The organism is Acidobacteriota bacterium (genome assembly GCA_018268895.1).
GTDB lineage: Bacteria > Acidobacteriota > Terriglobia > Terriglobales > Acidobacteriaceae > Edaphobacter.
In genome coordinates this window covers 162476-175036 of record JAFDVP010000014.1, presented here as the reverse complement: position 1 = coordinate 175036, position 12561 = coordinate 162476, and the positions used below count along the sequence as shown (strand labels likewise).

The following is a 12561-nucleotide window of genomic DNA, read 5'->3' as shown; positions in this document are numbered from 1 at the left end:
GGTCAATCTACTTAGCCCATGTTCTCGATCATGCGTGTGGCAAACTCGCTCGTCTTCGCCTTCGTCGCGCCCTGCATCCCGCGCTCGAAGTCGTACGTCACGAACTTCTGCCCGATCGTCTTCTCCATCGACGACTCGATCAACCGCGCCGCCTCGTGCCAGCCGATGAAGTCGAACAGCATCACGCCCGACAACATCACTGACCCGGGGTTGATCACATCCTTGTCCGCATACTTCGGGGCCGTGCCGTGCGTCGCCTCGAAGACGGCATAGCCGTCGCCGATGTTGCCGCCCGGAGCGATTCCCAGGCCGCCAACCTGCGCCGCCGCAGCATCCGAGATGTAGTCGCCGTTCAGGTTCGTGGTTGCCAGAACGCTATAGTCGTCCGGGCGCAGAATGATCTGCTGGAAGATTGAGTCCGCAATGCGGTCGTTGACCAGGATCTTCTTCTTCCACGCGCCATTGCCGTGAGACTTGCCGATTGCCGCGATCACAGACTTCACCTCGGCGACCACCTCGTCGACAAATTGCTTCGGCGCAAACTCGATGCCCGGCTCAATCAGGGCGGCGTTCTGCTCCGCTGTCAGGTTTGGGTTCGCCTCCAGGTTCCCGAGAATCCAGCTCTCGCGCTCCGTCACGGTCTGGTCGCGGAACTCCTGCGAGGCCACCTCGTAGCCCCACTCGCGGAATGCGCCTTCGGTGAACTTCTGAATGTTCCCCTTGTGCACCAGCGTAACGACCTTGCGATTGTTGTCCAGCGCATACTGAATCGCTGCGCGCACCAGCCTCTTCGATCCTGTGATCGAGATCGGCTTCACGCCAACACCCGAATCCGTGCGGACCTTCTTCTTGCCGCCCTTCAACATCTCGTCGTTGACGAACGCGATGAACTTCGCCGCCTCAGGCGTTCCCTCGCGGAACTCGATACCGGCGTAGATGTCCTCCGTGTTCTCGCGGAAGATCACGACGTCCAGCTTCTCCGGATGCTTCACCGGGCTCGGCACGCCTGCGTAGTACTTCACCGGTCGCACGCATTGGTACAGGTCCATCAACTGCCGCAACGCCACGTTCAGCGAACGGATGCCGCCACCCACCGGAGTCGTCAGCGGTCCTTTGATCGACACGCGATAGTCCACCGTCGCCTTGACCGTGTCATCCGGAAGCCAGTTCTGCGTCTGGCGATAAGCCTTCTCGCCCGCCAGCACTTCAAACCACTTCACAGCGCGCTTGCCGCCGTAAGCCTTCTCCACTGCCGCATCGAACACACGCTGCGAGGCCTTCCAGATATCGCGCCCCGTACCATCGCCTTCAATGAAGGGGATGATCGGGTTGTCAGGAATCTTGAACTTGCCGTCGACATACTGAATCGGCGCTCCATCCTTGGGCACCGCAATACCGTTGTAGCTATCCTGCATACGCCATCATCTCCACTAAAAGTTTTTTTAGGAACACGCAAAAGATCAGGTGAGAAACAAGCTAACATCCGTCGGAAGCGTCTGGCAATAACCGCACGAGATCCGCGATAATCGCACAAATCCCTGAGAATGATCTTCTGTGAAGCTCACGGATTTCTACTTCATCAGGTAGTAGTCGATCGTTGCCACCACGCGGACTTTCTTCATGATGCTGGCGTCCGGGCTCGTTCCACCGCCACCGCCATCTTCTCCGGGAGCAACTCCGCTTCCCCCATCCGCGGCCGAGATCGAAAATACTCCCTGGTTCGCCGACCGGATCGACCCGACCTCACTTCCTGAGTCCGCCGCAAAGCGATCCGCAGAAGAGCGCGCATTCTTCGTCGCCTCCGTAATCATGTCCGGCTTCAACGCATTCAGCCCATTGAAGACATACCGGATGCCCTGCCCATAGCCGCCCACCACGATAATTCCGGCCTGGAGCAACTGCGCCGTCTTCTGCCCGGCCTTCGCAATCTTGTCGACGTCGTTCGAGCTTACGGTCACCGTCTGCTGCACGATGTATCGAGGGCCGCCCTGGTTGTTGCTATACTCGTTGGCCTGCTTGTCCGTCACCTGAATCTGCCCGACCGTAATCTCCTGGTCCGCGATTCCCTGCTCTTTGAAGAACTTCAGCACCGAGGCACGGTCCTCTTCGCTCTTCGCATAGACCTGCTGCAGTTCGTTGCCTGTCTCCTTGAACGTCACCGGCCAGATCGCGCTGTCGGACTTCACCGTCCGCTCCACCAGCCCCTTCACCGTCACATAACGGTCGGCAAGTCGCGTCTCCTTGATCTGCTTCCCGAGCAGCCATCCGCCAACCACCAGCCCCAGCAACAGGCAGCCGCCAAGAATCCCAGCAGGCCGAACCAGCCGATCATCACTGAACGAATCCAAGCGCTTCTCCTTCACACACGAGCAGTGTGCAGTAGCTATTCGTCCGTGTCAACGCGTCTGTCTAAATTTGCCTGTCGAGTTCCGTTATCCGGTATGCGACCGGCGGTCGGCTTCCTCCGCACTGACCGCCCGTGATCAGCACCAGGTTCGTGGCAATCTTCGACTCGGTCGCATCGGTCATCGATCCAATAAATTCCAGCGTCGAGCCATCATCCATCGCAAATGCAGCATGGACTTCGTTGCCAAGTACTGAACTTGAGGGTGTACCCGTAATTGTCCCGGAACTAAAACAGGGTGACCCCGTTACCTTGATACTTCCCGTCAGCACCGCATTACTCGTCACCGTGTTGCCTCTGAAATCGGTCGCCGTTCCACCCTGCTGCAGCGTCACCTGCAGCGACATCGTCGTCGTTATTGGAACCCCGTTCAAACTGAACCCATTACTTGCAGTTCCAACGTAGACTCCACTGACCAGCGGAAAAGAGGTTGCAGTAAACGTGTCAGACAGAGTCTCCACACAAGTCGCCAAGCCGCTGGGGGGAGTGGTGAAGCTGACGTTATAGTTTCCCGTCCACTGCCCCTGACCCACTGCCGGAATCTTGCCCGTCAGCGTCATCGCCATATTCGGAAAGATCGACGACGAGCCCAGACTGAAAGTACGGTCCTTCGCAACCGCTCCCGAAAGTACGCTGCCGATAGAAAACGATTCAGTAAAACCCGGGCAAACGTGATTTCCGAAACCGGCCGCGACCACGTTGTCGCCCACTGCATCCATCGTCACGGCCAGACGAAAACGTTCCGGGGGTGGCGCTATCCCCGGCGCAATGGTCGGCATCGGTCCCACGATCAACCAGTTTCCCGCCAGCGAACTCGCCATCGGTGCTGGTGCGCTCACCGGCGAAGGACTGCTACCGCAACCCCCAAGCAGAAATCCCGCACATATTGCAAACAGTCCAAGGCCCGATATCTTCATATCTATCGTCACTTCGAGGAAAATCTAACATGCCGCCAAAACACGGGCTATTAAAAAGAACGGGCTGACGAAAAATCGCCAGCCCCTGTTCCCTCTCAACCGGATCCTTAGAAGATGTTCCAGAGCAGCTGGTTATAAACATCGTGGTGGAACTGAACCTCTGGCGCCTTCACGATCGTGCCCAGCAGGCGCGGGCAGCGATCGGCCGAGGCCTGCTTCAGGTCGGCATAGCGACCCTTCACATCGGCGCCCAGCAGCTTCGTCGTCCACTCTGCATTGCGGAAGTTCTCAATTGCCGTGTAGACGTTGTCCGGCAGGTAGCGCTCCGCCTGGCGAAGGTTCTTGATCTTCGCCAGATCGCCGTCCAGGCCGCTCTTGAAGATCGAGTACAGCACCATGTACGGATTCGCATCCGGTCCAACCGAACGCACCTCAACGCGCGCCGACTTCTCGTTCCCGATCGGGATGCGCACCATCGAGCCGCGGTCCGTCGCTGAAGCCTTGATCTGGTTCGGGGCCTCAAAGTGAGGGTCCAGACGGCGATACGCATTCACGCTCGCATTCAGCAGCAGGCAGATGTCGTTGCCGTGCGTCAGAATACGGTCCGTGAACTGCCACGCCATCTTCGAGATCTTCTCTTCGCCCTTCGGGTCCCAGAACAGGTTCTTGCCGCCCTTCGTGATCGACACATTGGTGTGCATGCCCGATCCGTTCACGCCGACCACCGGCTTCGGAAGAAAGCTTGCCGTCATGCCCATCTGCGTCGCCACCTGGCGGCAGATCAGCTTATAGAGCTGAATCTGGTCGGCCGCGGCCACAACATCGCCGTAGGTATAGTTGATCTCGAACTGCGAGGGCGCAACCTCTGGATGGTCCTTCTCATTCTCGAAGCCCATCGCGCGCTGGACCTCAGCGGTCGTATCGATGAACTCACGCAGCGGGTCGCCCGGCAGCGAGTGGTAGTAGCCACCCTTGTTGACATACTCGAACTTGCCCGTCTCGTGGTAGCTGCGCTCGGCGTCGAGGCCCTCGAACAGGAAGCCTTCAATCTCATTCGCCGCATTCAGCGTGTAGCCGTTCTTCGCGTACTGCTCATTGGCAAACTTCTTCAGCACACCGCGCAGGTCGGCCGAGTAGGTGCCGCCGTTCTTGTCGATCACCTCGCCGAAGACCAGTACCTTGCCGGGGCCAAACACATCGGCAGGCGCCCAGTAGAACGCGCTCCAATCGATGCCGAGGCGAAGGTCGCTTTCGCGCTGCGCCGTAAAGCCGCGGATCGACGAGCCGTCGAACGTCAGATTGTCGTAGCTCTTCACCAGAAACTTCTTGTCGTAGTCCAGCATGTGCAGCCGGCCTTCGAGATCGCTGAACAGAACCGTCACAGCCTTAATGCGGCGCTCGTCGGTCAGATACTTCAGCCGCTCTTCCTGGATCACGTCCGCGGCGACGCGCTTCTTACGTTGCTCTTTTGCAGCCAGGTTCAGGTCTTCTAGTTCAGAGTAGGAAAGTTCCAGAAACTCACGTAATTCGCTCAACGTCTTGCTCCTTCAGCAATGAGATACACGACTGGCGTGGTCGGCTAACACAGAAATTGTAGGTGGATTCGAGGATGTCCTGGCGGCGTGGGCAGAATTTCCTATACCTCAAACCTAACAGAAAATTCACGCGCGGCAAGAGCCATTCACGCCAAAACGCGGGCAAAACCTCCGCGCCTTTCACATACCTATAAAATAAGCACTGACTGCCATGACGAAAAACACCAGCAAATCCAGCGCCCCCAGCGGCATCAAGCGCGTCGCCCTCATCCAGATGTCCATGGACTCCGACACCCGCGTCAACCTCGACAAGGCCGCCGAGCGCGTCTACGAGGCCGCCCGCCAGGGAGCCAACCTCGTCTGCCTGCCGGAGCTCTTCCGCGCCCAGTACTTCTGCCAGCGCGAGGACCACGATCTGTTCGGCCTCGCCGAATCCATCCCCGGCCCCTCCACCGACACGCTCACCCGCGTCTGCCAGGAGACCGGCGTCGTCCTCGTCGCCTCCCTCTTCGAGCGCCGAGCCCCCGGCCTCTACCACAACACCGCCGTCACCATCGAAAAGGACGGCCGCATCGCCGACGTCTACCGCAAGATGCACATCCCCGACGACCCCCTCTATTACGAGAAGTTCTACTTCACCCCCGGCGACCTCGGCTTCAAGGCCACACAGACCTCGCAGGGCCCCGTCGGCACCCTCGTCTGCTGGGACCAGTGGTATCCCGAAGGCGCCCGACTCACCGCACTCCGCGGAGCCGAAGTCCTCTTCTTCCCCACCGCCATCGGCTGGCACCCCTCCGAGAAAGAGGAGTTCGGCACCGCCCAATACGAAGCCTGGCAGACCGCCCAGCGCGCCCACGCCATCGCCAACGGAGTCTTCGCCTGCGCCGTCAACCGCGTAGGCCACGAGCACGGCGACGTCAAGTTCAAGACCACCGCCGCCGACGGCAACCCCGCCACCGTCGAACTCCATGGCCCCGGCGACCACACCCCAAACTCAGGCCTCGAGTTCTGGGGAGGAAGCTTCATCGCCGACCCCTTCGGCCGCATCATCGCCCAGGCCAGCCATGACAAGGAAGAAACCCTGATCGCCGACCTCGACCCCAAACTCATCGAAATCACCCGCCAGCACTGGCCCTTCCTCCGCGATCGCCGCATCGACGCGTATGAAGGCATCGCCAAAAGATTTTTGGATTAATCCTTTGCTACAACCTATCTATCAGCTTCGCTTCGATCATAGACATATCGAATTAGTTCAGCGGGCCACGCTCACAACCAAGGAGTACGGCATACAGCAGACGCATGGCCTCTTTGGCAGTCCCGAATGGTGGGACAACATCAGGGATGGGAAACTGCGCTTGTATACAGTACGCGGTGTCATCAAGAGCGCTTTCATGGCTGGCCATAACGATTGGCCCATGTGCGAGGTGCTGAGTGATGATGGAGCGCTCTCTCAATGGACACGTGAGATGAATGACGCGGCATCGGATTCGCTCTACAGAGCCGGGACAAAGATTGAAATCGATTATGTACTTCAACAGTCCAAGCCTGATTCATGGACCGCCGGCGCAGAGCAGAAATGCGTAACGGAAGTAAGAATTGAGAAGTAGCCGGGTGTCCTCTTCATGCAGTCCCATCGCATGAGTGGGAGCATTCGCGCAAAAGCGCGAACTGCTTCTAGGTACGCCAAGCCTTCAGGCTTGGCCATCTCTATCGACCCCGCGGAAAAAGAGCTTCAGCCCCTGGGGTATATGCTCTCTTCAGAGAGCGCCAAACCTGAAGGTTTGGCCTAACCAGAAGCATCTGCATAACACACACAAGTACAATTCCCCCGTCCCACCCCCGAGGAAGTCCATGCGCTTAGCCAGCCTCATTCTTCTCGCCGCCGCTCCCCTTCTCGCCCAATCCGGCCCCACGCTCCACACCGCTGCCGACCTCGCGAAGCTCGAAGCGAAACTCACTACCACCGCCAAAGCCACCCCAACTGGCTTCGCGATGGAGACCCTCGACGACTTCGGCTCCGCCCGCACCCTCTACATCGTCCGCGTCCACACCGGCGACGCCGAACTCCACGAGGGCTGGGCCGACCAGATGATCATCACAAAGGGCAGCGCCATCCTCGTCACCGGCGGAACTATCAAAGGCAGTCACACCGTGCCCAACCAACCCGGCGAAGTCCGTGGCCCTTCCATCGAGGGAGGCAAGGAGATTGTCCTTCACACCGGAGATACCGTCCACATCCCCGCCGGCGTTCCCCACTGGGTCAAACTCGCACCCGGAACCTCCACAACCTATCTCGTCTTCAAGGAAAAATAGCGTTGGTAGTAGAGCCGTCAGTTTCGTAGTAGGGCCGTCAGTTTCGTAGTAGGGCCGTCATCCTAAGCCGCAGGCGAAGAATCCCTGTAGTTTTCCTCTCTCGGCGCGGCAAGACATCAGAAATGATGCCCCAGGCCGGTAATTGAACTGACCCCGCGACCCCGAAATACGCTGAACAAATCATGTCAAGCCCCCTCTATGCGACAACGAGCAGCAAGCATCACAAAACAAAAGAGATAGAACGAACACCAAAAGTGCCGATTCTCATGTTCCGCACGGTAGAATTAAAATAGTGAATACAAGATGTGCCATTGCAAAATGGCCCCGTTTCATCACCTAAGCATCCAGGAATCAAGACTTTAACCGCAATTTATTTATTTTGAGGATTTTGCGGGAATAGTCCACCGCTAACCATCGATAAATCAAGAATTTGCGCAAAAAAGGTATGGGGGGGGTATCTGACCTGCCTCAGCCCGGCGTTAACATGGCGATCATGGATCTGGCAGCAATTCAGAGCGCACTCCGCGACCAGCATTTAGACGGCTGGCTCTTCTACGACCACCACTACCGAGACCCGCTCGCCTACCGCATCCTCGGTCTGGGCGAAGGGCTTCACGTCACCCGCCGCTGGTTCTACTTCATCCCGGCTAACGGCGAACCGAGAAAACTTGTCCACCGCATCGAGTCAGGACGCCTCGACACGCTGCCCGGCACAAAAGCCGTCTACTCCTCCTGGCAGGAACTGGCCGCGCAGATCGCCGCTATGACCGATGGCGCGACGAAGATCGCCATGCAGTACTCGCCCAACAACGCGATCATGTACGTCTCGCTCGTCGACGCAGGAACCGTCGAGCTTATCCGCTCGCTCGGCAAAGAGGTCGTCACCTCCGCCAACCTCGTCAGCCAGTTCGAGGCCGTCCTCACCGGCGATCAGATCGCCACGCACTACGTCGCTCAGGAAAAGATCGACACCATCCTCGCCGCCGCCTGGCAGGAGATCAGCCGCCGCGTCGCTTCCGGAGGAACCCACGAGTTCGCCATGGTCGAGTGGCTCTCTGAAGCGATGGCCCGCGAAAACCTCGTCTGGGAGCACGGGCCCAACGTAAGCTCCGGCGCCAACTCCGCCGACTCGCACTACGAGCCGACAGCAGCAAGCTCAAAACGCATCCGCAAAGGCGACTTCGTCCTCATCGACATCTGGGGCAAGGTCGACCACCCCGACGCCTGCTTCTACGACATCACCTGGACGGGCGTCGTTGGCCGCGAACCCACCGCCAAAGAGCAGCTCATCTTCGAGACCGTCCGCAACGCCCGCGACGCCGCTATCGACACCGTCAAAGAGGCCTTCGCCTCCAACACTCCAATCGCAGGCTGGCAAGCCGACGACGCCTCGCGCAACGTCATCGCAGCCGCAGGATTCAACGACTGGTTCACCCACCGCACCGGGCACAACATCGGCGCCGAGCTGCACGGCAACGGCGCCAACCTCGACAATCTGGAGACCCACGACGAGCGCCTGATTCTGCCAAAGACCTGCTTCTCCGTCGAGCCGGGCCTCTACTTCCCGGGCGAGTTCGGGGTTCGCAGCGAGATCGACATGATCGCCCTCCCAGGCAAGGCCGAAGTCACCGGCCGCATTCAGACCGAGCTGGTGAGAATCTGACTGAGCGAAAGCTGACGGCCTGCTAAGCAACTGGTATCATCGGGGTTGATGACGACGAACGTTCAGGCGCAGGAAACAAACGTGCAGAAGGCGACCTCTCTGCCACCGGCGCTGATTCTCATTGCGGGCTGGCTCATTCCTGGCGCGGGACACCTTCTGCTCAAGAAGTGGACTCGCGGGCTTCTGCTCTTTGTCTCCATCGTGGCCATGTTTGGCATCGGCCTGGCACTGAAGGGCAAAATCTACGCCCCAAATACGGCCGAATTGCTCGATATGCTGAACTTTGCAGGCGACATTGGCGCAGGCCTTCTATATATAGCTGCGCGTGCTTTCGATCTCGGACAGTCTGCCGTGCAGGTCGCCATCGCGGACTACGGGACGAAGTTCATCGTTGTGGCCGGCCTGCTGAATATCATCGCGGCCGTCGATGCGCACTCTCTCGCCACCGGGAGGAAAGCCTCGTGACCATCTCGCACTTTGGCGCTGTTCTTCTGTTTTCGCTGTTTACGTCGATTGTCTTCGGTATCACCCAGCGGTCGGAGCCCCGCATGATGGTCCGGTTCGGGGCCTTCTGCTTTGCCATCTTCGTCGGTGGGACCGTCGCCGCGAGCTGGTTGATGTGGCTCATCAAGCACTAAAAGACCTGCGCAAAGAACAACGCATGATATGCGCCATGTTGCTGAGGCAGCTTGAGTTTCCTACTGTCTCCCGATGGCAGTTTTGTGTGATTGACCGATACCACCTTCCCGGTGCCTGATAGGTGACAGAAGAGCTTTCCTGGGGGATTGGGCGGTGCAAGGCAGGGGCCAAATCCTCCTTTCCTACAACTAGAGTTGTAGAAACTGCAAAAACCAATGGTCTAGTGCCTTTCGTGCGGGTATTCTACGTAATACCTCCCCACGGTGATTGATGAACTTGAGAAGAGCTGAGAGCGATAACGCCCGGCTGTGGGCGTCGTGGGTGAGGGACCTTCTGGACTCCCAACCGGAACAGGACTGTGAAGAGCTGACACGGCTTGCAGCCTCGCTGTGCGGAACCTCGCTGGGCCTGGTGACGCTGCTGGACGAGCGCCAGCAGTGGTTCCGTGCTTCCGAAGTGCTGAAGCTGGGCGATACTCCGCGCGAGATTGCCTTCTGCGCGCATGCAGTGCGTCAGCAGGGACTGTTCGTCGTCAAAGACTCTCTGCTGGACAGCAGGTTTGTTAACAACCCGCTTGTCGCCGCCGATCCTCCGCTCCGCTTCTTCGCCGGAGTTGCGCTGGCAACTCCCGACGGCCACGTTCTGGGGACGCTGTGCGTGGTGGATACGACGCCCCGGATCCTGAGCGCAGAACAGGCAAATGCTCTGGAGGTACTCTCCCGCCAGGTAAGCGCAAGACTTGAGCTGCGTATGCAGCGTGTCGCGCTGGAACAGGCGCTGACCGACAAGGAAAGAACAACAGGCGCGCTTCGCGCAAGTGAGGAGCTCTTCCGCGCCTTTATGAACGCCAGCCCGTTCCTCAGCTATATCAAAGACGCGGCAGGACGGCTGCTCTTCTACAACCGCGCCTTTGCACAGAGATTCGGCGTGAGCGAGTACGCCTGGCTGGGGCGCACCGACGAACAGCTCTGGTCCCGCAAGCTGTCGAAGTCCGTCCGCACCCACGACCTTGAGGTGATGGCTGGCGGCCGCATGGTGGAGACCGAAGAACACATTCGCGGAACGGACGGCACTTTGAGTTCACTCCGCTCATTCAAGTTTCCTTGCAACGATTCGGCTGGAAATGTCCTTCTCGCAGGCGTAGCTGTCGATATCTCTGAAGAGGTCGCGCACAAGGCCGAGCTGGAGCGCTATCATCGCGAACTGGAGGAGGCGAACGACCAGCTTCGCCGCCTCGCCGTCACCGACGAATTGACGGGCCTGCGCAATCGCAGGGCCTTTGAAGAGCGGCTGGTGATGGAGTTCTCGATGGCACGCAGGCGCAAGCGCGAGTTGGCTGTACTGCTGATCGATGTCGACAACTTCAAGATGACCAATGACAAATATGGTCACGCTGCGGGCGACGAGGTGCTGCGCCGCCTGGGAATGATCCTGCGAACGACCGTTCGTCTGCCTGACCTTCCTGCTCGTTACGGCGGCGAGGAGTTCGTCGTCCTTCTTCCTGAGAGCGGCGAAGAGAGCGCGATGGGTCTTGCCCGCCGCGTGATGCAGCGCGTCGCAGCCGAGGAGTGGGAGAATGAGCCGGTCACCATCAGCATGGGAATGGCCGCGATGAATGAGTCCCTCGTCAACGGCTATCAACTGGTAGAGCTGGCCGACGAAGCTCTGTACGCAGCCAAGCGCGCAGGCAAGAACCGCGTGATGGTGCACAGCGGATAGCTACCTCGCGCAATCCTTACGAAACCGCTCTCTCCCGGCCCAGTTTTTTGGCCGGATCGACGATCACCCACGCGACAGCACCGGCAAGCGCGAGCATCGCCGACAGACGGAACGACGCGTTCCAGCCATAGCGCGCTGCAATGACAGGTGTGAGCGATGCCGTCACGGCTCCTCCAACCTGCGCCCCCATATTCATCACCCCCGAGACAATACCCGATCCGCTGTCCGCAATGTCGACTGTCACCGACCAATAGGAGCTCTGCGCGAAGTAAAGCGTCCCTGCTCCACCTGCGAGAATCAGGCTTGCCAGTTGCGTACTCGACACGGCTGGACCGAACCATAGCAAAACTGCCGCTGTCGCCAGCGCGGCAACTCCAACGCCGCATCTGCCCCAGCGCAGGCCAAACCGCCGCGAGATCCAGTCGTTGGCGATACCGCCAAGCGGCGAACAAATTGTCATCGCAAGAAAAGGAAACATGGAATAAATCGCGCTCGCCTTGAGATCGAGCCCCCTCGCTTCGGCAAGATAGATGTAGAACCACGCGAAGAACACCCAGGCAACATAGCCGAAGCTGAAGTAGCTTAGCGTCAGCGCAAACAGGGTCCTGCTCCTGAACATCGCCGTCCATGGCACCACAGCTTTTTCTTCCGAGGTGACGCTCACCGCTTGCGGCTCGGCGATGCCCTCTTCGATATGACGCAACTCCGCCTGGGAGATCAGCGGGTGCTCCGCTGGATGATCGCGTGCAATAAAGAACCAGACAACCCCTGCCAGCGTGCCAACCACTGCGCTAAACCAGAACGACATGCGCCAGCCATAGTGCGCAATAATCCATGCAAGCAAAGGAGGCGTAAGCCCCGCGCCGGCGCCAACACCGGCGAAGATCGAACCGTTGGCCTTGCCGCGTTCTTCGAGAGGAATCCATCGAGCGACAAGCTGGTTGGATGCCGGATACACCGTCGCCTCACCGGCTCCGAGACAGAAACGGACGGCGATCAGGACAAGCATCGCACCGCGCATCTTTGGAGGCACTACTGCGGTGAGGGCTGTGAACACTCCCCACCAAGCCACACCGAAGGTCAGGCTCCAGCGCGGCCCGTACCGCACCGCCAGCCATCCCGCGGGGACCTGCGCGAGCGCATAGCCAATGAGAAAAGCGCTGAAGACCCAGCCGAGCTTGACATTACCAAGCCCGAATTCGCGGCTGATCTGGGGTCCAGCGATTGAGATGTTCGTTCTGTCCAGATAGGCCAGCGCGCTGAGAAGAAACATCCAGAAGATCAGTACCGCGCGGATGGGCAACCTGAATGAAGATAGCATCAAGAACTCGTATTCCCTTCTGTTACAAATAGCGCGCAGAGATGTTTATG

Annotated in this window: 12 protein-coding genes; 7 read left to right on the top strand and 5 right to left on the bottom strand. The window is 59.1% G+C overall.

The window, feature by feature from the left end:
• Window positions 1–11 precede the first annotated feature (11 nt).
• From JSS95_17905 to JSS95_17890, 4 genes are all read right to left on the bottom strand, one after another.
• Window positions 12–1415, bottom strand: coding sequence for an NADP-dependent isocitrate dehydrogenase (locus JSS95_17905; protein MBS1801690.1), 1404 nt, complete (start codon window positions 1413–1415; stop codon window positions 12–14).
• Between the two features lie 156 nt (window positions 1416–1571).
• Complete coding sequence (locus JSS95_17900; protein MBS1801689.1) at window positions 1572–2291, bottom strand: SIMPL domain-containing protein; 720 nt, start codon at window positions 2289–2291, stop codon at window positions 1572–1574.
• A 118-nt stretch (window positions 2292–2409) separates the two neighbouring features.
• Window positions 2410–3243 (bottom strand): hypothetical protein, encoded by an 834-nt coding sequence (locus JSS95_17895; GenBank protein MBS1801688.1) that lies wholly within the window; start codon window positions 3241–3243, stop codon window positions 2410–2412.
• 185 nt (window positions 3244–3428) lie between these two features.
• Window positions 3429–4856, bottom strand: coding sequence for a glutamine synthetase (locus JSS95_17890; GenBank protein MBS1801687.1), 1428 nt, complete (start codon window positions 4854–4856; stop codon window positions 3429–3431).
• Between the two features lie 211 nt (window positions 4857–5067).
• Here JSS95_17890 and JSS95_17885 point away from each other — a divergent pair, with 211 nt between their 5' ends.
• The 7 genes from JSS95_17885 (at window position 5068) to JSS95_17855 (ending at window position 11190) form a co-directional block, all read left to right on the top strand.
• Window positions 5068–6051 carry a carbon-nitrogen hydrolase gene (locus tag JSS95_17885; GenBank protein ID MBS1801686.1) on the top strand — a complete coding sequence of 328 codons (984 nt, stop codon included), beginning with the start codon at window positions 5068–5070 and terminating at the stop codon, window positions 6049–6051.
• Window positions 6020–6463 carry a hypothetical protein gene (locus JSS95_17880; protein ID MBS1801685.1) on the top strand — a complete coding sequence of 148 codons (444 nt, stop codon included), beginning with the start codon at window positions 6020–6022 and terminating at the stop codon, window positions 6461–6463. Before JSS95_17885 ends, JSS95_17880 begins: the two co-directional genes overlap by 32 nt.
• A 244-nt stretch (window positions 6464–6707) precedes the next feature.
• Window positions 6708–7169, top strand: a complete 462-nt coding sequence (locus JSS95_17875) for a hypothetical protein (protein MBS1801684.1) — start codon at window positions 6708–6710, stop codon at window positions 7167–7169.
• Between the two features lie 493 nt (window positions 7170–7662).
• A complete protein-coding gene (locus tag JSS95_17870) occupies window positions 7663–8832 on the top strand; it encodes an aminopeptidase P family protein (GenBank protein ID MBS1801683.1) in 1170 nt (389 codons plus the stop codon).
• A 48-nt stretch (window positions 8833–8880) separates the two neighbouring features.
• Window positions 8881–9297: a hypothetical protein gene (locus JSS95_17865; protein MBS1801682.1), complete on the top strand. Its 417-nt coding sequence runs from the start codon at window positions 8881–8883 to the stop codon at window positions 9295–9297.
• Window positions 9294–9470 (top strand): hypothetical protein, encoded by a 177-nt coding sequence (locus JSS95_17860; GenBank protein MBS1801681.1) that lies wholly within the window; start codon window positions 9294–9296, stop codon window positions 9468–9470. The genes JSS95_17865 and JSS95_17860 overlap by 4 nt, the downstream gene beginning before the upstream one ends.
• A 271-nt stretch (window positions 9471–9741) precedes the next feature.
• The gene (locus JSS95_17855; protein MBS1801680.1) at window positions 9742–11190 is read left to right on the top strand and encodes a diguanylate cyclase; all 1449 of its coding nucleotides are present in this window, start codon (window positions 9742–9744) and stop codon (window positions 11188–11190) included.
• Window positions 11191–11206: 16 nt separating this feature from the next.
• Here JSS95_17855 and JSS95_17850 read toward each other — a convergent pair whose 3' ends face one another.
• Window positions 11207–12511 (bottom strand): MFS transporter, encoded by a 1305-nt coding sequence (locus tag JSS95_17850; protein MBS1801679.1) that lies wholly within the window; start codon window positions 12509–12511, stop codon window positions 11207–11209.
• Window positions 12512–12561: the final 50 nt, after the last annotated feature.

Coding starts and splice junctions, on each gene's coding strand:
- JSS95_17905 (MBS1801690.1), bottom strand. CDS start 1,415: ATGCAGGATAGCTACAACGGTATTGCGGTGCCCAAGGATGGAGCGCCG.
- JSS95_17885 (MBS1801686.1), top strand. CDS start 5,068: ATGACGAAAAACACCAGCAAATCCAGCGCCCCCAGCGGCATCAAGCGC.
- JSS95_17880 (MBS1801685.1), top strand. CDS start 6,020: ATGAAGGCATCGCCAAAAGATTTTTGGATTAATCCTTTGCTACAACCT.
- JSS95_17875 (MBS1801684.1), top strand. CDS start 6,708: ATGCGCTTAGCCAGCCTCATTCTTCTCGCCGCCGCTCCCCTTCTCGCC.
- JSS95_17870 (MBS1801683.1), top strand. CDS start 7,663: ATGGATCTGGCAGCAATTCAGAGCGCACTCCGCGACCAGCATTTAGAC.
- JSS95_17865 (MBS1801682.1), top strand. CDS start 8,881: ATGACGACGAACGTTCAGGCGCAGGAAACAAACGTGCAGAAGGCGACC.
- JSS95_17855 (MBS1801680.1), top strand. CDS start 9,742: ATGAACTTGAGAAGAGCTGAGAGCGATAACGCCCGGCTGTGGGCGTCG.
- JSS95_17850 (MBS1801679.1), bottom strand. CDS start 12,511: ATGCTATCTTCATTCAGGTTGCCCATCCGCGCGGTACTGATCTTCTGG.